Genomic DNA, 25,287 nt, shown 5'->3' on the forward strand with positions numbered 1-25,287 from the left:
TTTTCAGGACACCTTATATGCGTTTGATCATTGATTGCGATCCCGGCAACGGCGTTCCCGGTGCCAACGTCGACGACGGCCTGGCGCTGGCCCTGGCGCTGGCGGCCAAACCGCAGCTGCAGCTGGAACTGATCAGCATCGTGGCCGGCAACACCCCACGTGAAGTGGGCTTTGCCGTCGCCACCGATCTGCTGGCGCAGAGCGGCTATCAAGTGCCCCTCGCCCTCGGCGCAGCGCGCGCCCTGAGCGAACCGCCGGAGCCGTGGCGCGCTCATCTGGACCGCCCGATCGCCGATCCGAAACTGGCGGCGCTGTGGCGCGGCCTGCCCACGCCTTCTTTCGCCAATGCGCCCGCACCGGACGCCGCCATCGCCATCGGTGAGTTGATCTGCCGGCATCCCGGCGAGGTCACGTTGGCGGCGATCGGTCCGTTGACCAACGTTGCGCACGCCATGCAACTTTACCCGCAGATGGCGCAGGCGGTGAAAGAGATCGTCATCATGGGCGGCGTGTTCAACGTTGAGGGGTACATCAAGGACACCAATTTCGGTTTGGATCCGGAAGCCGCGCGGCTGGTATTGAACAGCGGCGCCAATATCACGCTGGCGCCGCTGGACGTCACCACCCAGACCATGCTGACCCAGGCGGATCTGGCTACTCTGACGCAACCGGATACGCCGCTGTGCCGCTATTTACGCGCCACCACGCAGCCGTGGATCGACTATTCGCGCCATACGCGGCGCCTGCCGGGCTGCTGGATCCATGATGCGCTGGTGATCGCCTGGCTGCTGGAACCGCAGCTGGTCACGACCGAAATGTTCCATGTGGATGTGGCGCTGGAAGGGGCGTTGACGCGCGGCAGCTCACGCCGCTGGCGGCCGGAAAGCCTGCGCCTGACGGTCGGCATGCCGCCGCCGCCGGGCAAGCCGGTGCGCATCATGCAGCAGGTGGACAACGCCCGTCTGCTGGCGCTGATCGGCGCAACGCTGGCGCGCGGATGAAAAAAGGTGCGCCAAGGCACACCAATCATCGAGCCAGCATCCGCAGCGCCGGGTGTTACCCCTTGCCTTTAACGCTGCTGATAAAGGTTTTACGCGCGGTGGTCGAGCCCAGCTTTTCGGCCTCATTCATCAGCTTCAGCGCCTTGTCGATATCGCCCGCCTTCACCGCCTGTTTGATGCCGTTATTGAAGTAGCTTTCGGTATCGTTGAGCATCGGCTCCGCCGGTTTCTCCGGGGTCGGTGCTGGCGCGGCGGCCGGGGCGTTCGACCCCACCACCACCGGCGCCACGGTCGGCGCAGGCTGCAGCATGCCAATCATCACGTTGCCGGTGCCCTGTTCGGCGGTCACTTTGAGCTTCAGCGTGCCGGTCGTCGCATGGCCGGCGATCGGATCCGGGATATCCGGCACCGCGTTGCCCACGCCCTGCGCGTAGGCCTTGGCCGGGTTGGTCAGCTGCGTGGTCTTCGCCAAATCCTGGCGGGTGGTGTACACCAGCAGGTAAATCTGTTTTTGACCGAGCGCCGGCGTCAGTTTCAGCGTGCCTTCGAGACGATCGGAGGACATCGCCCCCGGCGGCTGATACGGGAAGTAGCTGCTCGGGTAATACGCCGCCGGGCGCAGATGCTCGTCCAGCACCAGCACGCTCGGCGCGTACAGCGAATTGTTTTTGGCGAGGCTGCTCAGCGTCACTTCCAGCGAACCGCGATCGGCCGGCAGCGTATAGGCGGCGATCGCCCCCTGAATCTCGCCCTGATTGAGCTGCGGGCTGACGGCGTCGAGCTTCACCTCTTGCGACACCGGCGGCTGCAGCGGCTGCCACGGCAGGCTTTGCAGCGTGGCGGCGCTGATGGCCGGCGCGACGGAGACATTGGCCGGCGTATCGGCGTTGGCCGCCAAAGGCGCACCGACGGTCAGCGCCAGCGACAGGCAGAGTGACAGCAGATTCTTTTTCATCGTTATAGCCTCTTTCAGCGCCGCGAAGGATCAGGCAAGAGATCCGGCTGCGGCGAATGCGGTTGGGGGAGAGCCTGCGGCCCTCCCCATCCTGTCGTTACCACCAAATTTCCATCTGGGCGCCGAAGGTGACTTCGTCATCCTTGCCGCGGCTGAAGGTATGCATGCTGGTGTCGTTGTAAGCGGTGCCGGCGTTATACCCGGTATCGTCACTGGTGGCGTAACCCCATTTCTCATCCCACTTGGCGTAGGTGGCGAACAGGCGGATGGCCGGACGCGACCAGATGCTGTTGCCCGCCTGCCACTGCTGCGCCAGGGTCACTTTGTACTGCCCGTTGCGATCGCCGGTGCGCTGGGATTTAACGTTGTCGTAGCCGGCTTCCAGCAGGGTGCTCATGATCGGCGTCCATTTGTACATCGGGCGCACGCCCACGGTGTACCAGGTGGTGCCGTTATTGTTGTCGCGGTCAATATCCTGGAACATGGCGACGTACATCAGCGCCCATTGATCGTTGAAGTCGATGGCGCCGTGATCCAGCACGCGGATCATCTTGCCGTTGTTATCGATGGTGGCGCCTTCGTTGCGGCCGTTGTTCTGCGAGGTCATCGAGTCGGTGGCGTACTGCACCACGAATTTGTTGTAGCCATTCAGAATGCTCTGCGTGTGTTCCGCAGTGAACATCCAGCCGTCTTTGCTGGCGCCGTCGGCCAGGTGGTAATGGTCCTGCGCATTAGCGCGGCCGTAGTCCACGCCCAGCTCCAGGGTGCCGCCCGGGTTCAGCTCCAGCCCGGCCAGGCGCAGGTCGAAGGTATCGTTGACGGTCGGACGCTGTTTCCATTCGTTATCCAGGTAGCCGTAAGAGCCGCCGGATTCGGAGTTGCGGGTCACGGCAGCGGACAGCTTGCCGAAGCCCAGATCGATATTTTCCAGACCGGCGCCCGGGCCGGAGATATCCCAGTAATAGAAGTCGATCATGTGAACGTCATGACGCTGATAGAAGCGCTTACCGGCCCACAGCGTGGAGCCTGGCAGCCAATCGATCAGGTTTTTACCCTGCACGTTGACTTCGCGGAAGCCCGGGGTCACGTCTTCCCAGTCGGAACGCTGCGAGACCGAATAGGCCAGGTTGGTGTCGAAATAGAAGCTCTTGTCGCCTTCTTTCCACACTTCCTGCCCCAGTTTCAGTTCGGCGTAGGTTTCGCATTCGTTGCCGAGACGGTACTTGCTCGCGGCGCCGGTGGCCTTGAAGCACTGTTGCTCACCGCCGCTGCCGGTCCAGCCGATGCCGGAACGGGCGTAACCGTGGAAATCCACGGCCAGCGCCTGGGTGGAGAGAACACCGGCGGCGACAGCCAGTGCCAGAGGAAGTTTGCGCAGAGTAGTCATCATTATTCTCCTGTTATACCGACTTTGATGCTTTAAACGCCCGGCTCCTGGTGCAGCCGTTTACATGCCGTACCGTCTTCACGGAACAGGTGGCAACGGTGAGGCGGCAGGCCGATGGCGAATGTGGCACCTTCTTCTACCAGCACCACGTCGTTCTGGCGGTACACCAGGTTTTGACGGATGGCCGGGATTTGGATGTGGATTTGCGTCTCGTTGCCGAGCTGCTCCACCACCTGTACGTCGCCGGTAAGCCGCACTTCAGAGGCTTCACCGGGCAGCAGATGTTCGGGGCGAATGCCCAGTGACAGGTTGGCGCCGGGCTGAACGCCCGCGCCCTCCACCGGCAGCCACACCAGCTGACGGTTGGGCAGTTCAACCTGCACCTGCCGTGATTCCGCTGCGGTCACCTTGACCGGCAGGAAGTTCATCTTCGGCGAGCCGATAAACCCGGCGACGAAGCGGTTGGCCGGATAGTGGTACAGTTCCAACGGCTTGCCGACCTGCGCCACGCGCCCGGCGTCGAGCACCACGATCTTGTCGGCCAGCGTCATCGCTTCGACCTGATCGTGGGTGACGTAAATCATGGTGCGCTGCAGGCGCTTGTGCAGGCGGGAGATCTCGATGCGCATCTGCACCCGCAGCGCGGCGTCGAGGTTGGACAGCGGCTCGTCGAGCAGGAACACGTCCGGCTCGGCCACCAAGGTGCGACCGATCGCCACGCGCTGGCGCTGCCCGCCGGACAGCGCCTTCGGCCGCCGATCGAGCAGGTGCGCCAGCTGCAGCACCTCGGAAACCTGATTCACCCGTTGATTGATCTCCGCTTTCCTGGCGCCGGCCAACTTCAGGCCGAACGACATGTTGTCCGCCACCGACAGGTGCGGATACAGCGCGTAGGACTGGAACACCATGCCGATGCCGCGCTCGGAAGGCGGCACCTCATTCATGCGTTGGTCGCCGATCAGCAGATCGCCGGAGGTGATGTCCTCCAGCCCGGCGATCATGCGCAGCAGCGTCGATTTGCCGCAGCCCGACGGCCCGACAAACACCACAAACTCGCCGTCGTCGATGGTCAGATTGACGTCTTTGGAAATCACGGCCTCACCGAAGGCCTTATAAACGCTGCGCAGTGTGACGCTAGCCATGCGTTACTCCCCTGCTTTCGCAGTTAACATGTCGTGTGAAAATGGCGGAGGCAAAGCCCGCCAAAACCCATTGATGACCCTCTTGCTGCGCGCCGTGCTGCCATGCCAACGGCAAGGTCGCCTCAGACGGCGCGGCCGCCTGAGTATAAGGCTGCAGGTTTATCAGCGCTTCAAGGCATTGATCCTGATGGGTAATAAGTAAGCGCACCACGCCATCCCGCTGGCTGATCGCGTTCAGCTCGCCGCGCTGGAACAGCGGCGAACGGCGCAGGGCCAGCAGCGCCTGGCAGTAACGTAAGGTGGAATGGCTATCGTGCTGTTGGCGGCTGATGGCCAGCTCGCGGTGTTCGATCGCCACCTGCTGATACCAGCTGATTTCGCCGGCGGTGACCTGTTCGGGGGCTTCATGCCACGGCATCGGCGTTTGCGCACCGCGCGGATCCTGCAGGCCGGCGGCGTGCGGCAGCCCCAGCTCTTCGCCCTGATACAGGCAGATCGGCGCCGGCAACATCGCCAACAGGGTGAGAAAAGCGGTAGCGGAACGCAGGTCGCCCTGCCCCCAGCGGCTCACCACCCGTGGCTGATCGGCGTCGCCGGTGCTCCACAGGCTGTCCGCCAGCGTCGCGCGGCGGGCGTGCAGCACCGCCACCAGCTTCTCCGCGCTGAACGGCATCACGTCCAGCGCCAGCGCGCCGTGGGCGAGCCGCTGCGGCGCGACGGCATTGCAAACGCGGTTGGCTTCATCGCCATACCACAGCGTCAGCCCTTCGCCCGTCACCGCCGCCTCGACCTCCGGTGCCAGCATCTGCGGCAGCAACAGACCGTCGATAGACAGCGCTTTCAGGTAGGGCAGCGCCGCCAGCATGCCGTGCGCGTCACCCACACCGTCCCCGTTTCCGTCACGGAAACTGGCCGGATGGATCCGGTACAGGGTGGGCTGAGTGGCGATAGGCATTGGTGACATAAATCCGGTATCCCTGCTGCGCGTGGCGTTGAAAATCAATGGGGCCGATAGTGCGGGAGTCGCCGGAAAGGGTAATCATCCGTAACAGGATTTTTCATGGGGGAGGAGACGGGAGGATGAGAGAACGACCGCAGCGATGAGAAGTTCCGCGCCGAGGGCAAATCTGTGATCAAGCTGGCAAAAATCGCCCCCCTATTTTGTGCCTGACGCCACAGAATAGAGCGCAACGTTAACTGGATCACACTCCTCATCTCAGGGGCGTAGAGGGGGGGAGGATGAGAATATGTCGCGTTGTGACCCACTATGATCGCGAAACGTCTCTCCTTGATTTATGTGCCCACAAAAAGAAGGACTGGATTATGACTCGCAGCATTACCCTCGCCCGCACGCTGGCGCTCTCGGCACTGGCCACCCTGGTGCTCTCTTCTTCCGCCTTCGCCAAGATTGAGGAAGGCAAACTGGTTATCTGGATCAACGGCGACAAGGGCTATAACGGCCTGGCCGAAGTCGGCAAGAAATTCGAAAAAGACACCGGCATCAAGGTCACCGTCGAGCATCCGGACAAGCTGGAAGAAAAATACCCGCAGGTGGCCGCCACCGGCGACGGCCCGGACATCATCTTCTGGGCCCACGATCGCTTTGGCGGCTATGCGCAGTCCGGCCTGCTGGCCGAAATCCACCCGTCCAAAGCCTTCCAGGACAAGCTGTTTCCGTTCACCTGGGACGCCGTGCGTTACGACGGCAAGCTGATCGGCTATCCGATAGCCGTCGAGGCGCTGTCGCTGATTTACAACAAAGACCTGGTCAAACAGCCGCCGAAGACCTGGGAAGAGATCCCGGCGCTGGACAAACAGCTGCGCGCCAGCGGCAAAAGCGCCATCATGTGGAACCTGCAGGAACCCTATTTCACCTGGCCTATCATCGCCGCCGACGGCGGTTATGCCTTCAAGTATGAAAACGGCAAATACAACATCAAGGATGTCGGCGTCGCCAACGCCGGTTCGCAGGCCGGTCTGCAGTTCATCGTCGATCTGGTGAAAAACAAACACATCAACGCCGATACCGATTACTCGATCGCCGAAGCTGCGTTCAACAAAGGCCAGACGGCGATGACCATCAACGGTCCGTGGGCCTGGAACAACATCGAACAGAGCAAAATCAACTACGGCGTGACGCTGCTGCCGACCTTCAAAGGCAAACCGTCCAAACCGTTCGTCGGCGTGTTGACCGCCGGTATCAACGCCGCCAGCCCGAATAAGGAGCTGGCGACCGAGTTCCTCGAAAACTACCTGCTGACCAACGAAGGGCTGGCGGACGTCAACAAAGACAAGCCGCTGGGCGCGGTGGCGCTGAAGTCTTATCAGGAGGCGCTGGCTAAAGATCCGAAGATCGCCGCCACCATGCAGAACTCGCAAAACGGGGAAATCATGCCGAACATCCCGCAGATGAGCGCCTTCTGGTACGCCGAACGCAGCGCGGTGATCAACGCCGTCAGCGGCCGTCAGACGGTGAAAGCCGCGCTGGACGACGTGCAGACCCGTATCACCAAGTAATGACGTCGTGCGGGGCGCCACGGTGCCCCGCCATTGCTTCACAGAAAGGAACGCCCTATGCAATTCGCTCACGCCGGGACGCCTGCGCGTAAAAAATCGAAGTGGTGGCAAAGCGACGCGCTGAAATGGCTGGTAGTCGGCCTGTTCAGCCTGGTGACCTGCTACCTGATTGTGTTGATGTATGCACAGGGTGAATACCTGTTCGCTATCCTGACGCTGATCCTGGTCAGCGCCGGACTTTACGTCTTCGCCAACCGCCGTGCCTACGCCTGGCGCTATGTGTATCCCGGCGTCGCCGGCATGGGACTGTTCGTCCTGTTCCCGCTGATCTGCACCATCGCCATCGCCTTTACCAACTACAGCAGCACCAACCAGCTGACCTTTGAGCGCGCGCAATCGGTGCTGATGCAGCGCCAGTTCCAGAGCGGCAAAACCTTCACCTTCGGCCTCTACCCGGCGGAAAATCAGCAATGGCGCCTGCAGTTAACCTCGCCGGACAGTGAACAGCCGTTGATTTCCGAGCCTTTCCGCCTCGACGCCGCTGCACCGCAAACCCTGGCATTGACCACCCAGAGCGCCGCACCGCAGGGCGAGAGTGCCACGCTGCGGGTGATCACCCAGAACCGACAGGCGCTGAGCCAGCTGGTGGCGCAACTGCCCGACGGCGGTGAACTGCGCATGAGCTCTCTTCGCCAATTCTCCGGCACCCGCCCGCTGTATGCGCTGGACAAAGACGGCAGCACGCTGACCAATAACCAGACCCAGGTGCGCTATCGGCCGAACGGCGACATCGGCTTCTATCAGGCGATCAACGCCGACGGCAGCTGGGCGCAAGAAACCCTGAGCCCAGGCTATACCGTCACCACCGGCTGGAAAAACTTCCTGCGGGTGCTGCAGGACGAGGGCATCAAAAAACCGTTCGTGTCGATCTTCATCTGGACCATCGTGTTCTCGGTGATGACGGTGATCCTTACCGTAGCGGTCGGCATGGTGTTGGCCTGCGTGGTGCAGTGGGAGGCGCTGAAAGGCAAGGCGATATATCGCGTGCTGCTGATCCTGCCCTATGCGGTGCCGTCGTTCATCTCGATCCTGATCTTCAAAGGCTTGTTCAACCAGAGCTTCGGCGAGATCAACATGATGCTCAGCCATCTGTTCGGCATCAAACCGGCCTGGTTCAGCGATCCGCTCACCGCCAAGAGCATGATCCTGATCGTCAACACCTGGCTCGGCTACCCGTACATGATGATCCTGTGCATGGGGCTGCTGAAGGCGATCCCGGACGATCTGTACGAGGCCTCGGCGATGGACGGCGCCAACCCGTGGCAGAACTTCTTCCGTATCACCTTCCCGCTGCTGATCAAACCGCTGACGCCGCTGATGATCGCCAGCTTCGCCTTCAACTTTAACAACTTCGTGCTGATCCAGCTGCTGACCAACGGCGGCCCGGACATGATCGGCACCACCACGCCGGCCGGCTATACCGATCTGCTGGTCAGCTACACCTACCGCATCGCCTTCGAGGGCGGCGGCGGGCAAGACTTCGGCCTGGCGGCCGCCATCGCCACGCTGATCTTCCTGTTGGTAGGCGCGCTGGCGATCCTGAATTTGAAAGCCAGCAAGATGAACTTCGATTAGGGAGAATAACGATGGCCATGGTTCAACCCAAATCCCAGCGCCTGCGGCTGTGGATCACCCATATTTTGATGCTGTGCTTTATCGCCCTGATCATGTTCCCGCTGCTGATGGTGGTGGCCATCTCGCTGCGTTCAGGCAACTTCGCCACCGGCAGCCTGATACCGGAAACCCTCTCCTGGGATCACTGGCGGCTGGCGCTCGGCTTCAGCGTCACACACGCCGACGGCAGCGTGACGCCGCCGCCGTTCCCGGTGCTGCTGTGGCTGTGGAACTCCATCAAGATCGCGGCGATCACCGCGATCGGCATCGTGACGCTGTCCACCACCTGCGCCTACGCCTTCGCCCGCATGCGCTTTCGCGGCAAGAGCACCTTGCTGAAAAGCATGCTGATCTTCCAGATGTTCCCGGCGGTGCTGTCGCTGGTGGCGCTGTACGCCCTGTTCGATCGCCTGGGACAGTACATTCCGTTTATCGGTCTGAACACCCACGGCGGGGTGATCTTCGCCTACATGGGCGGAATCGCGCTGCACGTCTGGACCATCAAGGGCTATTTCGAAACCATCGATAATTCGCTGGAAGAGGCGGCGGCGCTGGACGGCGCCACGCCGTGGCAGGCGTTCCGTCTGGTGCTGTTGCCGCTGTCGGTGCCGATTCTGGCGGTGGTGTTCATTCTGTCGTTTATCGCCGCCATCACCGAGGTGCCGGTGGCGTCGCTGCTGCTGCGCGATGTGAACAGCTACACGCTGGCGGTGGGGATGCAGCAATATCTCAACCCGCAGAACTACCTGTGGGGGGACTTCGCCGCTGCTGCGGTGCTGTCGGCGATACCGATTACCGCCGTGTTCCTGCTGGCGCAGCGCTGGCTGGTGGGCGGCCTGACGGCCGGCGGCGTGAAGGGGTAATGTGTGCCACTGCAGTGCGTTGGATGTCTTTCCTTATCTTTTACCCTATGGATTTCAAGTTACAGCTAGCGAGTGCAGTCAACAACGCTGTAGCTTGAAAGACGACGGGTAATTATATCCTGTGTCTTTGGCGGCCATTGGCCGCCATTTTTATCTCCGCTATTCCCGTTTCAGCCGATCGGTGTTGGCCAGATAGAGCGTCACCACCAGCACCAATATCGCCGCGGCGTAGATCAGGGTATCGATGGGATTCTTGTGATCCACGATAATCAAACGAATAATCGCGGTAATGCCGATATAAATAAAATAGCGCAGCGGGAAATGATAACCCGACTCAAAATACTTGACGATCAAGGCGATAAATTCAAAGTACAAGAAATAAATCACGATGCCTTCAATCAACAGGTATGAAGAAGACTCTTCGCTATTGATAAAGAGCACCTTCGCCAGGTGAATGGTCTCCTTGACCAGAAACACCACCAGAATTGCCGCCAGCAGCAGCAAGCCTACGTTCAGCACCCGCTGCAGCCCTTTCGCTATCATGATCGAACGCGACGTTTTTGCCATAAAACCTCTCTCTGAATACCGCTAATATGATTCAACCGTGCCAATATAGGCATTGTCTTAAAAATCATGCCCCGTGCGAAAGCACTTTAAACCCCATTTAATTCATAAAGTTATAATAAGATGTTTCTGGCTTATAGATTTGTAGCAAATCGAAATGTCAACTATCATGGGTCACAGAGATCTTTACATAAAACCAATAACCTCGAATTAACAAGGGAATTCTTTATGCGCGCTAAACTTAACGGACTGGTCGCTGCGGGCCTGTTTACCTGTGCATTGTCCGGCCACGCCGCCGGCCTGGTAACCCCTGACAACGATCTGCGTAACGATCTCGCTTGGCTGTCTGACCGTGGCGTCATCAACGTCAGCCTGTCCACCTGGCCGCTGAGTCAGGAAGAGATCAGTTCCGTTATCGCGCAGGCCAAGCCGGTCACCAATACCGAGAAAAACGTCATCGATCGCGTGCAGCGCCGTGTCGATGCCTTGAAAGCCAACATCCGCGTCAGCGGTTACGCTTCAACCGACAAACCCGGTACCCCGCAGGGCTTCGGCCAAAATGAGTACGCCGACGATCGCCTGACCATCGGCGCCGGCGCCAACGGCGAGTTCTGGGACGTACGTCTGCAGGGCTCGGTGGAAGGCGACCAGCGCGTCAGCGACGGCTCCAAATTCAATATGAACGGCTCCTACGGCGCGGTGAAAATCTGGAACCAGTGGCTCTCCTTCGGCGAAGTTTCCCAGTGGTGGGGCCCTGGCTACGACGGCAGCCTGATCCGTTCCGACGCCGCACGCCCGGTGGCGGGCTTTATGCTGCAGCGCGCCGATCAATCGCCGTTTGAAACCCCGTGGCTGTCGTGGATCGGCCGCTGGCAATACCAGCTGACCGCCGGCCAGCTGTCACAGTACAGTTCCGTACCACACACCAAACTGATCGGCGCCCGCTTCACCATGATGCCGACCGATTTCCTGGAGCTGGGCGCATCGCGCGTCATGCAGTGGGGTGGGGAAGGCCGGCCACAATCCTGGAGTTCGTTCTGGAAAGGCGTTAGCGGCCGTGATAATGATGATTCCGGCAGAGGTGATGATCCGGGCAACCAGCTCGCCGGCTTCGACTTCAAGCTGAAAATGCAGCCGTTGATCGGCATGCCGGTCAGCCTGTACGGCCAGTTGGTGGGCGAAGATGAGGCAGGCTATCTGCCGTCGCAAAACACCTATCTGCTCGGGTTGGAAGGCCACCCGGAATGGGGCCCGACCACCATCAACTGGTATATCGAAGGGTCAGACACCCGTTCGGATATGAGCCGTAAAAACTATGTGTACAACCACTACGTTTACAAAGGCGGCTATTACCAACAAGGTTATCCGCTGGGCCACGCCATGGGCGGCGACGGCCAGATGTTGTCCGGCCGCGTCGAGTTGGTGTTGGACGACAGCCAGCGTTGGAGCACCCGCCTGGTATACGCCAAGGTGAACCCGCTGAGCCAAAGCATCAACAAGGCATTCCCGAAATCCGATACGCTGAAGGGCATTCAGGTCGGCTGGGGTTACACCTTCCCGTCGCAGGTTAAGTTCGACACCAGCCTGTGGTACACCGACAACGATCACAGCACCGCCGATGACGTTGGCGCGGGCGTCAGCTTCGAAGTGCCGATCAACCTGTAATTTTCTGCAGACGTAAAAAAACCCGCCGCGGCGGGTTTTTTATTGGCTTCAACTCAGGCGCTTAACGCCATTCCTTGAAGCGGTTGATCAGCGCATTGGTCGAGCTGTCGTGGCTGCTGATTTTCTCGCTGCCCGCCAGTTCAGGCAGGATACGGTTAGCCAGCTGTTTGCCCAGCTCCACGCCCCACTGATCGAAGGTGAAGATGTTCAGGATCGCGCCCTGGGTGAAGATCTTGTGCTCGTACAGCGCGATCAGGCTGCCCAGGCTGAACGGCGTGATTTCGCGCAGCAGGATCGAGTTGGTCGGGCGGTTGCCTTCAAACACTTTGAACGGCGCCACATGCTTGACCTGCTCAGGGGTTTTACCCTGCGCCGCGAACTCGGCTTCCACCACTTCCAGCGATTTGCCGAACGCCAGCGCTTCGGTCTGCGCGAAGAAGTTGGACAGCAGTTTGGCGTGATGATCACCCAGCGGGTTGTGGCTGATGGCCGGCGCGATGAAATCGCACGGCACCAGCTTGGTGCCCTGGTGGATCAGCTGGTAGAACGCGTGCTGGCCGTTGGTGCCCGGCTCGCCCCAGATGATAGGGCCGGTCTGGTAATCCACCGGGTTGCCGTTGCGATCGACGTACTTGCCGTTGGACTCCATGTTGCCCTGCTGGAAGTAAGCGGCAAAACGGTGCATGTACTGATCGTACGGCAGAATGGCTTCGGTTTCGGCACCGAAGAAGTTGTTGTACCAGATGCCGATCAGCGCCAGCAGCACCGGCAGGTTTTTCTCCGCCGGCGTCTCGGCGAAGTGCTTATCCATGGCGTGCGCGCCGCTCAGCAGCTGCTCGAAGTTGTCATAACCGATGGACAGCGCGATCGACAGACCGATCGCCGACCACAGGGAGTAACGGCCACCGACCCAGTCCCAGAACTCGAACATGTTGTCGGTATCAATGCCGAACTCAGCCACCGCTTTGCCGTTGGTAGACAGCGCGGCGAAGTGCTTGGCCACGTGCTGTTGATCGACGGCGCTGCTCAGGAACCAGTCGCGCGCGCTGTGGGCGTTGGTCATGGTTTCCTGGGTGGTGAAGGTTTTGGAGGCCACCAGGAACAGCGTGGTTTCCGGGTTCAGCGGCTGCAGCGTTTCGGCGATGTGGGTGCCGTCAACGTTGGAGACGAAGTGCATGTTCAGGTGGTTTTTATACGGGCGCAGCGCTTCGGTCACCATGTAAGGGCCGAGATCCGAACCGCCGATGCCGATGTTCACCACGTCGGTGATCGGCTTGCCGGTGTAGCCTTTCCACTCGCCGCCGATGACGCGCGCGCAGAACTGTTTGATCTTGGCCAATACCGCGTTCACTTCCGGCATCACGTCTTTGCCGTCGACCAGGATCGGGCTGTTGCTGCGGTTGCGCAGGGCTATGTGCAGCACCGCGCGATCTTCGGTGCGGTTGATTTTCTCACCGGCAAACATCGATTTGATGGCGCCGTGCAGATCGGTTTCTTTCGCCAGCGCCTGCAGCTTCTCCAGGGTTTCCTGCGTGATACGGTTCTTGGAATAGTCCACCAACATTTGGTCGTTGAAGGTCGCGGAGAACCTGGAGAAACGATCGCTGTCCTGGGCGAACAGGTCGGCGATCCGTACGTCTTTCATCTGTGCATAATGTTGCTGCAGGGCTTGCCAAGCAGCGGTTTGACTAGGATTGATATTTTTCATAGCAACACTCTTAGGCTTGAGAATAAAAATGACGCGTTTGTCCGATTGTAGCCTGTTCGACTGTGATTATGATCTCTTTTCTTGCGATAGGCGCTAACTGTCAACGCATTGCCGCCTCGTTTCAGCTTTCACTCTATACTTTTGGCTAACGGCCTGTTATCGGGGTTGCCGAATTGTCATCAGGCTGTGTCATCGTTGCTCATTTCGTCATTTGAAAGGGATCTCGCTTATGGAATTATCCGCCCCGCTCATGTTGGTGCTTATCGGTCTGGCGTCGCTGCTGGCGCAGTGGCTGGCCTGGTTGCTGCGCCTGCCGGCCATTTTGCCGCTGTTGCTGTTCGGCATCGTGCTCGGCCCAACGGTGCATCTGGTGCAGCCGGATCTGCTGTTCGGCGATCTGCTGTTTCCGCTGGTGTCACTGTCGGTGGCGATCATCCTGTTCGAGGGGGCGCTGACGCTGCGTTTCGAGGAGATACGCGGCCTCGGCGGCGTGGTGCGCAACCTGGTCACCGTCGGCATGCTGGTCACCTTTCTGGTCATCAGCCTCGCCAGCTGGTGGCTGCTGGATTTCCCGCCGGAGCTGGCGGCGCTGATCGGCGCGGTGACGGTGGTGACCGGGCCGACGGTGATCGCCCCGCTGATGCGCGTGGTGCGGCCGAACGCCAACATTAACCAGGTGCTGCGCTGGGAAGGGATCGTCATCGATCCGGTCGGTGCCATCTTCACCCTGCTGGTGTTCGAGTTCATCGTGCTGAAGCAGAATGCCGAATCTTATACCCACCTGTTTTGGACGCTGGGCGTGACCGCCGCCGTCGGGCTTATCGCCGGCGCGCTGTTCGGCTACCTGCTCGGCCTGGCGCTGCGTCGCGTCTGGCTGCCGCGCTACCTGCAGAACCTGGCGGTGCTGGCTATTATGCTGACCGCCTTCGGCGTGTCCAACGCCATCGCCGACGAGTCCGGCCTGTTGACCGTCACGGTGATGGGCATCTGGCTGGCCAACATGCGCGACGTGGACACCAGCGATATTCTGGCGTTCAAAGAGGAGCTGTCGGCGATCCTGATCTCGGCGCTGTTCATCATTCTGGCGGCGCGGCTCGACATCCAGGCGCTGTGGAACATGGGGTGGCCGCTGCTGCTGCTGCTGCTGGCGGTGCAGTTCATCGCCCGGCCGCTGTGCATCGCGGTGTCGACCTGGCGCTCTTCCCTGCACTGGCGCGATAGGCTGCTGCTGTGCTGGATAGCCCCGCGCGGTATCGTCGCCGCGGCGGTCAGCTCGCTGTTTGCGCTGACGCTGCAGCGCAGCGGTTATCAAGGCGCCGACCGGCTGGTGACCGTAGTGTTCGCCATCATCATCGGCACCGTGGTGCTGCAAAGCCTGACCAGCGGCATGATGGCGCGCTGGCTGCGCGTGCAACAGCAGAAACCGCGCGGCGTGCTGATCGTCGGCGCCAACAGCGTGGCGCGCATGCTGGCGCAGGCGTTGATCAAGCTGAACGTGCCGGTGATCGTCACCGACAGCAGCTGGGAATATTACCGTCAGGCGCGCATGGAAGGCATTCCGGCCTACTATGGCCACGCCTACTCCGAACACGCCGAGAACTATCTCGATCTGAGCAATATCGCCCAGGTGCTGGCGCTGTCGCCGAATCGCCACCAAAACGCGCTGGCGGTTTATCACTTCGGTCACCTCTTCGGCGAGGATCACGTGTTCGCCATCCGTTCGGGGGCGCCGTTGAAAGGACGCGGCGCCAGCGCGGAAAGTTCGCGTTTTCGCCGGCATGAAATTTTATTTAATCAAGAAGCCACCTACGGCCGCCTGAGCAGCCTGCTCGCCAGAGGCGCCACCATCAAGGCGACCAAATTGAACGAAAATTTCGGTTGGCTGGAGTATTTGGAGAAACATCAGGGCGTTATTCCGTTATTCAGCCAAAAGGAAGACGGTTCTCTACAACCGATTGGCGCCGGTTCCACGCCCGCGATGCCCTGTACGCTTATCGCGCTGGTACAAGATGAAAATCCCTCAACGTCTGTACGTTGACAGAATGGCGATAACCGGCTATTCCTAACAGCCTACTTGCGCACCCGGTGCGCAAGCCAGAAGAGGCGCGTCGCCCAGGTAGAGTGTCAGAGGAGCCGTTTCTCCGTTGACGGCACCCGAGGGGGAGCGACGCCGAGGTAGGGTAATGGCCGGCCATTATCGTATCGACTACAGGGGCTGAATCCCCTGGGTTGTCACCAGGGGATCGCCCACAGGGCGATCGACAAGGTGGGGCGCTTCTGGGTGTATCGTAGCCTGACCTCTACGCCTGCCCCCTGTTTACCGCTCTCCCCTTGTGCCAAGGCTATGGAATTACAGTGCCCCCAAACGGGCATCCCTGACACGAGGTTTCTACATGAACCAAGCAGTACCCCAGAATTCCACCGTGGTGGCCAAGTTCGGCGGCACCAGCGTCGCCGACTTTGAAGCCATGAACCGCAGCGCCGACGTCGTGCTGGCCAACCCACAGGTGCGCCTGGTGGTGTTGTCCGCTTCGGCGGGCGTCACCAACCTGTTGGTCGCCCTGGCCGAGGGTTGCGAGGCCGACAAGCGCAACTACCAGCTTGATGAAATTCGCCGCATCCAGTACGCCATCCTCGATCGCCTCACGGCGCCGGCGGTGATCCGCGACGAGATCGACCGCCTGCTGGAAAACATCGCCATGCTGTCGGAGGCCGCGTCGCTGGCCACCTCGACGGCGTTGACCGATGAGCTGGTCAGCCATGGGGAGCTGATGTCCACCCTGCTGTTCGTTGAAATCCTGCGCGCCCGCAACGTGCAGGCCGAATGGTTCGACGTACGTAAAGTGATGCGCACCGACGATCACTTCGGCCGCGCCGTGCCGGACAGCGCCGCGCTCAGCGAACTGGCTCAGGCGCAATTGCTGCCGCGCCTGCAGGAAGCGCTGGTGGTCACCCAGGGCTTTATCGGCAGCGAGCCGAAAGGCCGCACCACCACGCTCGGCCGCGGCGGCAGCGACTATACCGCCGCGCTGCTCGGCGAAGCGCTCGGCGTCGGCCGGGTGGATATCTGGACCGACGTGCCGGGCATCTACACCACCGATCCACGCGTGGTGCCGGCGGCCAAGCGCATCGACAAAATCGGTTTCGAAGAGGCGGCGGAAATGGCCACCTTCGGCGCCAAAGTGCTGCATCCGGCCACCCTGCTGCCGGCGGTGCGCAGCGACATTCCGGTGTTCGTCGGCTCCAGCAAGGATCCGGCGGCCGGCGGCACGCTGGTGTGCAACACCACCGAGAATCCGCCGCTGTTCCGCGCGCTGGCGTTGCGCCGCAAGCAAACGCTGCTGACGCTGCACAGCCTGAACATGCTGCACGCACGCGGTTTCCTGGCCGAGGTGTTCAACATTCTGGCGCGCCACAATATCTCCGTCGATCTGATCACCACCTCGGAAGTCAGCATCGCGCTGACCATGGACACCACCGGCTCCACCTCCGCCGGCGCCAGTCTGCTGACGACTTCGCTGCTGACCGAGCTGTCGTCGCTGTGTCGGGTGGAAGTGGAAGAGAACCTGGCGCTGGTGGCGATCATCGGCAACCAGCTGTCGCGGGCCTGCGGCGTCGGCAAAGAGGTGTTCGGCGTGCTCGATCCGTTCAATATCCGCATGATCTGCTACGGCGCCAGCAGCTATAACCTGTGCTTCCTGGTGCCGGGCGAAGAAGCCGAGCAGGTGGTGCGAGCCCTGCACCACAACCTGTTCGAATAAGTCATTACCCCTGATTGCGGGCGCAGCACGCTGCGCCCCTGCGTCTAAAAAATCCGTTCAAAACCTGCAGGGGTTCAGCATGTTGAACCCGCAATAAAAAACACAACCACACCCACCGTTCTCAATCTGGCTAAGGAAAACCTGCATGCTGGCACTATTCACGCGCTTATTCCCCCTGTGGGCGATACTGCTGTCCGTCGCCGCTTATTACACGCCGACCACCTTTACCGGCATCGGCCCCTACGTCAGCCCGTTGCTGATGCTGATCATGTTCGCCATGGGCGTCACGCTGCGGCTGGATGACTTTAAACGGGTGCTGGCGCGCCCCGGTCCGGTGGCAGCCGGCATCTTCCTGCACTATCTGATCATGCCGCTGGCGGCCTGGATCCTGGCGATGCTGTTCCGCATGCCGCCGGATCTGTCCGCCGGCATGGTGCTGGTGGGCAGCGTGGCCAGCGGCACCGCCTCCAACGTGATGATCTATTTGGCCAAGGGCGACGTGGCGCTGTCGGTGACCATTTCGGCGGTCTCAACGCTGGTGGGCGTGTTCGCCACGCCGCTGTTGACCCGTCTGTACGTCGACGCCGAGATCAGCGTCGATACCATGGGCATGCTGCTGAGCATCCTGCAGATCGTGGTGATCCCGATCGGCCTGGGCCTGATCGTCCACCATACCCTGACCAAGGTGGTGAAGCGCATCGAGCCGCTGCTGCCGGCGCTGTCTATGGTATGCATCCTGGCGATCATCAGCGCGGTGGTGGCGGGCAGTCAAAGCCACATCGCCTCGGTCGGCCTGGTCGTTATCATCGCGGTGATCCTGCACAACGGCATCGGTCTGCTGAGCGGCTACTGGGGCGGTAAACTGTTCGGTTTCGATGAGTCCACCTGCCGCACGCTGGCGATCGAAGTCGGAATGCAGAACTCCGGGCTGGCGGCCACGCTGGGTAAAATTTACTTCTCACCGCTGGCCGCGCTGCCGGGCGCGCTGTTCTCGGTATGGCACAATCTCTCCGGTTCGCTGCTGGCGGGCTATTGGTCCGGCCGCCCTATCAAGAAAAAATAAACCGCCTGTGGGGGACGCAAACATTTGCGTCCCCACTCTGCTCTGCGAAATTTCGTATTTGCCACTGGTCGGATTGTCATAATTCCCTTCATCCCCTATCATCCGTGGAAAATAAAAATTCAGATTCTTCCTATCCATGCCGATAATGTTGGTAACAGGAAGAGACGTTCTACTTTTTTTAATTAATTAAGTCACCAGGGTTGCCCGCCAAAAAATGAGCAGCCTAATTATTATTTAGATCTATACCCACCGTCTTATTTGCTGCGGCAAATCAAGATACCTCGCAATGTGCATGTCGCTCATTATTTCGGGCCGGCCGTCGGCCGCCCGTGGTTAACCTCATGGATTGGGCTGGCTGCCCCGGCGGCCTCTCAGAATGGATTACAATGATAAAAAAAATCACCGCATTGACACTGCTGGTCAGCACGGCCCTTTCCGCCGAAACCTTGCCGGACTCCCATATGATGATGGACATGTCGATGGGGGAATCACGGCGCGCGTTGCAAGACAGCACGCGTGAAGTCAATCATTTGATCGAGCAGCGCCGCTACCAGCAGCTGAAGCAGCAGCGCTTGCTGGCGGAGCCGGAACCGGCCGCGCCCGCACTGCCGCAGTCCGCGCAGTGCCTGCCGATCGCCGGCGTTTATCTGCAGGGCATTACCCTGCTCTCGCCGGGCGATTTATCTGCGCTGAGCGCGCTGCCGGAAAACTGCATCAGCAGTAACGATATCAATCGCCTGACCCGCGAATTAACGCGTCTTTATGTGCAAAAAGGGTATATCACCGCGCGCGTGCAAATTGTTCGCCCTAATTCACAGGGGGAATTGGGGCTAAGCGTGACGGAAGGATTTATCGAAAAAATAGAAGGCGGCGATCGCTGGGTCAATAGCCGGTTATTATTTCCGGGCCTGGAAGGCAAGCCGTTGAAATTAACCGAACTCGACCAGGGATTGGATCAGGCCAATCGTTTGCAATCGAATACCACCAAGCTGGATATATTACCCGGCCGCCAGGTCGGCGGCTCGGTAATTCGTTTACGCAATCAACACGCCAAACCCTGGTTGATTACCGCCGGTACGGATAATTACGGCCAGAAAAGTACCGGCCAGTGGCTGGCGCGCGCCACCGCCACGCTGGACAGCCCGTTCGGCCTGTCGGACTTCGTCAGCCTGAACGCCAACAGCACGCTGGAAAACCCGGCTCACCGCTACAGTCGCGCCTATACCCTGCTCTACTCGCTGCCGTACGGCGCCTTCACCTTTAGCGGGTTCGCCAGCTTCTCGTCCTATGAGAACCACCAGCAGCTGCAGCACAACGTGGTCAAACTGCACGGCCAGACCCAACAGTACGGGCTGCGCAGCGACTACGTGTTTTATCGCGATCACGATCAGATAGACAGCCTGAGCGGCCAGCTGACCTATAAGCGCATCGACAACTACTTCGAAAGCGTGCGTCTTGAGGTCAGCAGCCCAACGCTGACCCTGGCCGAACTGAGCGCCAGCCACCTGCAAATTCTGCCCAATGGCGTGTTCAGCGCCAACCTCAGCGTCGAGCAGGGGATGCCGTGGCTGGGGGCCGGCCGCCACCCGAGTTCGGTGCACCTCGACAGCCAGTTCACCAAGGGCAAGCTGTTCGCCAACCTCAGCCAGCGCCTCAGGCTGGGCGACGCCACCTATCAGCTCAACAACCTGTTCTACGGTCAATACAGCCGTGACCCGCTGCCCGGCGTGGAGTGGCTGAGCCTCACCGATCGCAGCGCCGTACGCGGCTTCAGCCGCAGCACCCAGTCCGGCGACAACGGCTGGTATCTGCAAAATACGCTGTCTCGCAGTTTCAATCTGGGCGCCACCACGCTGACGCCGCGCCTCGGCGCCGACGTCGGCCGCATTCTGCCGCGTCAGGACAACTCAGGCTGGCGCAGCAGCGCCGGTATAAGCACCGGTGCCACATTGCGTTATCAGCGAGCGCTGGTCGATCTCGAAGTCAGCCGCGGCTGGATTTTGTCTAACCACGCCACGCCGGAAGATCCCGTTCAGGTGTTGGCCCGCTTTTCTTACACCTTTTAATCAACAGTTTTGCAGGACCCCACGGCAATATACGGAGATACATGGATGAAAAATAATAACTTCAGACTTTCGGCGGCAGGCAAACTGGCCGCCGCGCTGGCGATTATTCTCGCCGCTTCCACCGGCGCCTACGCCGCAGAGATCGTTGCGGCCAACGGCGCCAACGGCCCCGGCGTCTCCACCGCTGCCACCGGCGCGCAGGTGGTCGATATCGTCGCGCCGAACGGCAACGGGCTGTCGCACAACCAATATCAGGACTTCAACGTCAACCAGCCCGGCGCGGTGCTGAACAACTCCCGCGAGGCGGGACTGTCGCAGCTGGCCGGCCAACTGGGCGCCAACCCCAATCTGGGCGGGCATGAAGCCAGCGTGATCCTCAACGAGGTGATCGGCCGTAACCCGTCGCTGCTGCATGGCCAGCAAGAGATCTTCGGCATGGCGGCCGACTACGTGCTGGCCAACCCGAACGGCATCAGCTGTCAGGGCTGCGGGTTCATCAATACCAGCCACTCCTCACTGGTGGTCGGCAACCCGCTGGTGGAAAACGGCGTGCTGCAGGGTTACAGCACCTTCGGCAACCGCAACACCCTGAGCCTCAATGGTACCCTGAACGCTGGCGGCGTACTGGATCTGATCGCACCGAAGATCGACAGCCGCGGCGAAGTGATCGTGCAAGATTTCAAGCATTCGGATGGTAACGTGACCTCGGCGACGATCAACGCCATCAGCGGTCTTAACCGGGTAGCGCGCGACGGCACGGTGCAGGCCAGCCAACAGATGCCGACCGCGCTGGACAGCTACTACCTCGGCAGCATGCAGGCCGGGCGCATCAACATCATCAACACCGCGCAGGGCAGCGGCGTGAAGCTGGCCGGCTCGTTGAACGCCGGCGATGAACTCAAGGTGAAAGCCTATGATATCCGCAGCGAAAGCCGCGTCGACGACGCCAGCAGCAACAAAAACGGCGGCGATAACTATCAAAATTACCGTGGCGGCATCTACGTCAACGACCGCAGCAGCAGCCAGAAGCTGACCCGCACCGAGCTGAAGGGCAAGAACATCAGCCTGGTGGCGGATAATCATGCGCACCTCACCGCCACCGATATCCGCGGCGAAGACATTACGCTGCAGGGCGGCAAACTGACGCTCGACGGCCAGCAGTTGAAGCAGACGCAAGGCCATACCGACGATCGCTGGTTCTACTCCTGGCAATACGACGTTACCCGCGAACGCGAGCAGCTGCAGCAGGCGGGCAGCACCGTCGCCGCCAGCGGCAGCGCCAAACTCATCAGCACCCAGGAAGACGTGAAGCTGCTGGGCGCCAATGTCAGCGCCGACCGCGCGCTGAGCGTCAAAGCGGCGCGCGACGTACACCTTGCCGGGCTGGTGGAGAAGGATAAATCCAGCGAGCGCGGCTACCAGCGCAACCACACCTCCAGCCTGCGCACCGGCAGATGGAGCAGCAGCGACGAAAGCGAAAGCCTGAAGGCCAGCGAACTGCGCAGCGAGGGTAAGGGCCAGGACAAGGGTAAACTGACGCTGGAAGCCGGCCGTAACGTTGCGACCCAGGGCGCCAGGCTGCATGCCAACAACGATCTGACTATCGACGCGAAAGACCAGATTCAGATCGGGGTGCAGAAAACCGCCAACGCCAAAGCGGTGCGTGATGACAAAACCTCCTGGGGCGGCATCGGCGGCGGCGACAACAAAAACAACAGCAATCGCCGCGAGATCAGCCACGCCTCCGAATTGACCAGCGGCGGCACCCTGCGCCTGAACGGCCAGCAAGGCGTCACCATTACCGGCAGCAAGGCGCGCGGCCAGACAGGCGGCGAAGTCACCACCACCCACGGCGGCCTGCGCATCGACAACGCGCTGAGCACCACCGTGGACAAAATCGACGCGCGCACCGGCACCGCCTTCAACATCACCAGCAGTTCGCACAAGGCCGACAACAGCTACCAGAGCAGCACCGCCAGCGAGCTGAAGTCCGACACCAACCTGACGCTAGTCAGCCGCAAGGATGCTGACGTGATCGGCAGCCAGGTCGCCAGCGGCGGTGAGCTGAGCGTCGAGTCGAAGACCGGCAACATCAACGTCAAGGCCGCCGAGCGGCAGCAGAAAATCGACGAGCAGAAGACCGCGCTCACCGTTAACGGCTACGCCAAAGAAGCCGGTGACAAGCAGTACCGTGCCGGTTTGCGCATCGAGCACACCAGCGACAGCGAGAAAACCACCCGCACCGAGAACAGCGCCTCAGGCCTCAGCGGCGGCAGCGTGAAGCTCAAGGCGAAGCAGGACGTGACCTTCAGCGGTTCTCAATTGGTGGCCGACAAAGGCGACGCCAGCGTCAGCGGCAACAAGGTTTCGTTCCTGGCGGCCGACGACAAAACGACCTCAAACACCGAGCAAACCAAGATCGGCGGCGGTTTCTATTACACCGGCGGCATCGACAAACTCGGCAGCGGCGTGGAAGCCGGCTACGAGAACAGCAAAACCCAGACGCAAAGCAGCAAGGCGGTCACGTCCGGCAGCGACGTCAAAGGCAACCTGACGATCAACGCCCGCGACAAGCTGACCCAGCAAGGCGCGCAGCACAGCGTCGGCGGCACCTATCAAGAGAACGCCGCCGGTGTCGATCACCTGGCGGCCACCAACAGCAACAGCAGCACCACCCACAAGACCGACGTCGGCGTGAATATCGGCGCCAACGTCGATTACAGCGCCGTCACACGTCCGGTCGAGCGTGCGGTCGGCAAAGCGGCCAAGCTGGACGCCACCGGCGTCATCAATGATATCGGCGGCATCGGCGCGCCTAACGTCGGCCTCGATATCGGCGCACAGGGCGGCAGCAGCGAAAAACACAGCAGCAGCTCGCAGGCGGTGGTCAGCTCGGTGAAAGCCGGCAGCATCGACATCAATGCCAAAGGCGAAGTGCGCGATCAGGGCACGCAGTACCAGGCGAGCAAAGGCGCGGTCAACCTGACGGCGGATAGCCACCACAGCGAAGCCGCGGCAAACCGTCAGGACGAGCAGAGCCGCGAGACCCGCGGCAGCGCCGGCGTGCGCGTCTACACCACCACCGGCAGCGATCTGACCGTGGACGCCAAGGGCGAAGGCGGCACCCAGCGCAGCAACAGCAGCGCCAGCCAGGCGGTGACCGGCTCGATCGACGCGGCCAACGGCATCAACGTCAACGTGAAAAAAGACGCGGTCTATCAGGGTACCGCGCTGAACGGCGGCAGCGGTAAAACCGCCGTCAACGCCGGCGGCGATATCCGCTTCGATCAGGCCAGCGACAAACAGAGCGAGAACCACAGCGGCTTTAACGTCAAAGCGTCCGCCAAAGGTGGCTTCACCGCCGACAGCAAAAACTTCGGCGCCGGTTTCGGCGGCGGCACCAACAACGGTGAAAGCAGCAGCAGCACGGCGCAGGTCGGCAACGTCAGCGGCCAGGGCGTGGAGCTGAAGGCGGGCCGCGATCTGACGCTGCAGGGCACCAACGTCAAGAGCCAGGGCGACGTCAGCCTGAACGCGGGCAACAAGGTCGCGCTGCAGGCGGCGGAATCGACCCAAACGCGTAAGGAAAGCAAACTGTCCGGCAATATCGATCTGGGCGCCGGCAGCAGCGACAGCAAGGAAAAAACCGGCGGCAGCCTCTCCGCCGGCGGCGCCTTCGACATCGCCAAGGTCAATGAGTCCGCGACCGAGCGCCAGGGTGCCACTATCGCCTCAGACGGCAAGGTCACCCTGTCCGCCAACGGCAAAGGCGATGACGCGCTGCATCTGCAGGGGGCCAAAGTCAGCGGCGGCAGCGCCGCGCTCGAAGCGAAAAACGGCGGCATCCTGCTGGAATCCGCCAAGAACGAGCAGCATAAGGACAACTGGAATCTGGGTATCAAAGCCAACGCCAGAGGCGGCCAAACCTTCAACAAGGACGCCGGCGGCAAAGTCGATCCGAACACCGGCAAAGACACCCACACGCTGAGTGCCGGTCTGAAAGTCGGCGTGGAGCAGCAGGATAAAACCACCCACGCCAACACCGGCATCACCGCAGGCGACGTGGCGCTCAACAGCGGCAAAGACACCCGCCTTGCCGGCGCACGCGTCGACGCCGACAGCGTACAGGGCAAGGTGGGCGGCGATCTGCGCGTTGAAAGCCGCAAAGACGTCGAGACAGGCGTGAAGGTGGATGTGGATGCCGGTCTGAGCCACAGCAACGATCCGGGCAGCAGCATCACCTCCAAGCTGTCGAAGGTCGGCACGCCGCGCTACGCCGGTAAAGTGAAAGAGAAACTGGAAGCCGGGGTGAACAAAGTGGCCGACGCCACCACCGACAAGTACAACAGCGTAGCGCGTCGCCTCGATCCGCAGCAGGATACCACCGGTGCAGTCAGCTTCAGCAAGGCTGACGGCAAAGTCACGCTGCCGGAAACGCTGGCCGGCGAAAAACCGCAGGGCCCGCTGTGGGATCGCGGCGCACGCACCGTCGGCGGCGCGGTGAAAGACAGCATCACCGGGCCGGCGGGTCGCCAGGGGCAGCTCAAGGTCAATGCCGACGTGGTGAACAACAATGCGGTCGGTGAGCAATCGGCGATTGCCGGTAAGCACGGCGTGGCGCTGCAGGTCGGCGGCCAAACCCAACTGACCGGCGGCGAAATCCGCAGCCAGCAGGGCAAGGTGGAACTGGGCGGTAGCCAGGTCAGCCAGCAGGACGTCAGCGGCCAGCGTTATCAGGGCGGCGGCCGCGTCGATGCGGCGGCCACGGTAGGTGGACTGTTAGGCGGCGCGGCGAAGCAAAGCGTCGACGGCAACGTGCCGTTCGCCAGCGGCCATGCCTCAACTCAGCAGGCGGACGCCAAAGCCGGCGTATTCAGCGGCAAATAACGCACTCCCCTACGCAACGCCCCCGGAAAACCGG

The 25,287-nt window shown here is 61.1% G+C and carries 16 protein-coding genes and 1 riboswitch; of the genes, 10 read left to right on the forward strand and 6 right to left on the reverse strand.

Annotated features, from left to right (window positions below; all coding sequences use genetic code 11):
• The first annotated feature begins 17 nt into the window (after window positions 1-17).
• On the forward strand, window positions 18-1,001 hold the full coding sequence (locus ATE40_RS18730) for a nucleoside hydrolase (RefSeq protein WP_063918665.1): 984 nt from the start codon (window positions 18-20) through the stop codon (window positions 999-1,001).
• Window positions 1,002-1,056: 55 nt separating this feature from the next.
• Here the strand turns inward: ATE40_RS18730 and malM are convergent, their stop codons facing one another.
• The 4 genes from malM to ATE40_RS25050 all read right to left on the reverse strand — a co-directional run bounded on the left by malM (window position 1,057) and on the right by ATE40_RS25050 (window position 5,449).
• Complete coding sequence (gene malM / locus ATE40_RS18735; protein ID WP_063918664.1) at window positions 1,057-1,956, reverse strand: maltose operon protein MalM; 900 nt, start codon at window positions 1,954-1,956, stop codon at window positions 1,057-1,059.
• 97 nt (window positions 1,957-2,053) lie between these two features.
• Window positions 2,054-3,346: a maltoporin gene (locus ATE40_RS18740; protein WP_156785443.1), complete on the reverse strand. Its 1,293-nt coding sequence runs from the start codon at window positions 3,344-3,346 to the stop codon at window positions 2,054-2,056.
• Between the two features lie 29 nt (window positions 3,347-3,375).
• Window positions 3,376-4,485: a maltose/maltodextrin ABC transporter ATP-binding protein MalK gene (malK, locus tag ATE40_RS18745; protein WP_063918663.1), complete on the reverse strand. Its 1,110-nt coding sequence runs from the start codon at window positions 4,483-4,485 to the stop codon at window positions 3,376-3,378.
• Window positions 4,478-5,449, reverse strand: coding sequence for an alpha-amylase family glycosyl hydrolase (locus tag ATE40_RS25050; protein WP_043129202.1), 972 nt, complete (start codon window positions 5,447-5,449; stop codon window positions 4,478-4,480). Before ATE40_RS25050 ends, malK begins: the two co-directional genes overlap by 8 nt.
• 359 nt (window positions 5,450-5,808) lie before the next feature.
• On the opposite strand from ATE40_RS25050, the gene malE reads away from it, so the two are divergent.
• Genes malE through malG form a run of 3 tightly spaced genes read left to right on the forward strand, consistent with a single transcriptional unit; the run spans window position 5,809 to window position 9,539 of the window.
• The gene (gene malE / locus ATE40_RS18755; RefSeq protein ID WP_019453233.1) at window positions 5,809-7,002 is read left to right on the forward strand and encodes a maltose/maltodextrin ABC transporter substrate-binding protein MalE; all 1,194 of its coding nucleotides are present in this window, start codon (window positions 5,809-5,811) and stop codon (window positions 7,000-7,002) included.
• A 57-nt stretch (window positions 7,003-7,059) separates the two neighbouring features.
• Window positions 7,060-8,637 carry a maltose ABC transporter permease MalF gene (gene malF / locus ATE40_RS18760; protein WP_063918662.1) on the forward strand — a complete coding sequence of 526 codons (1,578 nt, stop codon included), beginning with the start codon at window positions 7,060-7,062 and terminating at the stop codon, window positions 8,635-8,637.
• 11 nt (window positions 8,638-8,648) lie between these two features.
• Complete coding sequence (malG, locus tag ATE40_RS18765) at window positions 8,649-9,539, forward strand: maltose ABC transporter permease MalG (protein WP_004936696.1); 891 nt, start codon at window positions 8,649-8,651, stop codon at window positions 9,537-9,539.
• A 159-nt stretch (window positions 9,540-9,698) separates the two neighbouring features.
• On the opposite strand, the gene psiE is transcribed toward malG, so the two are convergent.
• On the reverse strand, window positions 9,699-10,106 hold the full coding sequence (gene psiE / locus ATE40_RS18770; protein WP_015379238.1) for a phosphate-starvation-inducible protein PsiE: 408 nt from the start codon (window positions 10,104-10,106) through the stop codon (window positions 9,699-9,701).
• A 225-nt stretch (window positions 10,107-10,331) separates the two neighbouring features.
• Between psiE and ATE40_RS18775 the strand changes: the two genes are divergently transcribed.
• Entirely contained in the window at window positions 10,332-11,768 is a 1,437-nt protein-coding gene (locus ATE40_RS18775; RefSeq protein ID WP_019453235.1) for a capsule assembly Wzi family protein, read from the forward strand.
• Window positions 11,769-11,829: 61 nt separating this feature from the next.
• On the opposite strand, the gene pgi is transcribed toward ATE40_RS18775, so the two are convergent.
• Complete coding sequence (gene pgi / locus ATE40_RS18780; protein ID WP_063918661.1) at window positions 11,830-13,476, reverse strand: glucose-6-phosphate isomerase; 1,647 nt, start codon at window positions 13,474-13,476, stop codon at window positions 11,830-11,832.
• Window positions 13,477-13,705: 229 nt separating this feature from the next.
• Here pgi and ATE40_RS18785 point away from each other — a divergent pair, with 229 nt between their 5' ends.
• The 5 genes from ATE40_RS18785 (at window position 13,706) to ATE40_RS18805 (ending at window position 25,253) form a co-directional block, all read left to right on the forward strand.
• A complete protein-coding gene (locus ATE40_RS18785; protein WP_063918660.1) occupies window positions 13,706-15,514 on the forward strand; it encodes a cation:proton antiporter in 1,809 nt (602 codons plus the stop codon).
• 52 nt (window positions 15,515-15,566) lie between these two features.
• Window positions 15,567-15,761, forward strand: a riboswitch (Lysine riboswitch).
• Window positions 15,762-15,869: 108 nt separating this feature from the next.
• Window positions 15,870-17,237 carry a lysine-sensitive aspartokinase 3 gene (lysC, locus tag ATE40_RS18790; RefSeq protein WP_063918659.1) on the forward strand — a complete coding sequence of 456 codons (1,368 nt, stop codon included), beginning with the start codon at window positions 15,870-15,872 and terminating at the stop codon, window positions 17,235-17,237.
• 145 nt (window positions 17,238-17,382) lie between these two features.
• The gene (gene panS, locus ATE40_RS18795) at window positions 17,383-18,300 is read left to right on the forward strand and encodes a ketopantoate/pantoate/pantothenate transporter PanS (protein WP_063918658.1); all 918 of its coding nucleotides are present in this window, start codon (window positions 17,383-17,385) and stop codon (window positions 18,298-18,300) included.
• Between the two features lie 386 nt (window positions 18,301-18,686).
• Entirely contained in the window at window positions 18,687-20,366 is a 1,680-nt protein-coding gene (locus tag ATE40_RS18800) for a ShlB/FhaC/HecB family hemolysin secretion/activation protein (protein WP_063918657.1), read from the forward strand.
• A gap of 45 nt (window positions 20,367-20,411) precedes the next feature.
• Window positions 20,412-25,253, forward strand: a complete 4,842-nt coding sequence (locus ATE40_RS18805) for a hemagglutinin repeat-containing protein (protein WP_063918656.1) — start codon at window positions 20,412-20,414, stop codon at window positions 25,251-25,253.
• Window positions 25,254-25,287 lie beyond the last annotated feature (34 nt).

It is taken from the genome of Serratia surfactantfaciens, from assembly GCF_001642805.2.
GTDB classification, from domain to species: Bacteria; Pseudomonadota; Gammaproteobacteria; order Enterobacterales; family Enterobacteriaceae; genus Serratia; species Serratia surfactantfaciens.

Excerpts from the sequence above, each read along its gene's own strand:
- ATE40_RS18730 (WP_063918665.1), top strand. The coding sequence starts at position 18 with ATGCGTTTGATCATTGATTGCGATCCCGGCAACGGCGTTCCCGGTGCC.
- malM (WP_063918664.1), bottom strand. The coding sequence starts at position 1,956 with ATGAAAAAGAATCTGCTGTCACTCTGCCTGTCGCTGGCGCTGACCGTC.
- ATE40_RS18740 (WP_156785443.1), bottom strand. The coding sequence starts at position 3,346 with ATGATGACTACTCTGCGCAAACTTCCTCTGGCACTGGCTGTCGCCGCC.
- malK (WP_063918663.1), bottom strand. The coding sequence starts at position 4,485 with ATGGCTAGCGTCACACTGCGCAGCGTTTATAAGGCCTTCGGTGAGGCC.
- ATE40_RS25050 (WP_043129202.1), bottom strand. The coding sequence starts at position 5,449 with ATGTCACCAATGCCTATCGCCACTCAGCCCACCCTGTACCGGATCCAT.
- malE (WP_019453233.1), top strand. The coding sequence starts at position 5,809 with ATGACTCGCAGCATTACCCTCGCCCGCACGCTGGCGCTCTCGGCACTG.
- malF (WP_063918662.1), top strand. The coding sequence starts at position 7,060 with ATGCAATTCGCTCACGCCGGGACGCCTGCGCGTAAAAAATCGAAGTGG.
- malG (WP_004936696.1), top strand. The coding sequence starts at position 8,649 with ATGGCCATGGTTCAACCCAAATCCCAGCGCCTGCGGCTGTGGATCACC.
- psiE (WP_015379238.1), bottom strand. The coding sequence starts at position 10,106 with ATGGCAAAAACGTCGCGTTCGATCATGATAGCGAAAGGGCTGCAGCGG.
- ATE40_RS18775 (WP_019453235.1), top strand. The coding sequence starts at position 10,332 with ATGCGCGCTAAACTTAACGGACTGGTCGCTGCGGGCCTGTTTACCTGT.
- pgi (WP_063918661.1), bottom strand. The coding sequence starts at position 13,476 with ATGAAAAATATCAATCCTAGTCAAACCGCTGCTTGGCAAGCCCTGCAG.
- ATE40_RS18785 (WP_063918660.1), top strand. The coding sequence starts at position 13,706 with ATGGAATTATCCGCCCCGCTCATGTTGGTGCTTATCGGTCTGGCGTCG.
- lysC (WP_063918659.1), top strand. The coding sequence starts at position 15,870 with ATGAACCAAGCAGTACCCCAGAATTCCACCGTGGTGGCCAAGTTCGGC.
- panS (WP_063918658.1), top strand. The coding sequence starts at position 17,383 with ATGCTGGCACTATTCACGCGCTTATTCCCCCTGTGGGCGATACTGCTG.
- ATE40_RS18800 (WP_063918657.1), top strand. The coding sequence starts at position 18,687 with ATGATAAAAAAAATCACCGCATTGACACTGCTGGTCAGCACGGCCCTT.
- ATE40_RS18805 (WP_063918656.1), top strand. The coding sequence starts at position 20,412 with ATGAAAAATAATAACTTCAGACTTTCGGCGGCAGGCAAACTGGCCGCC.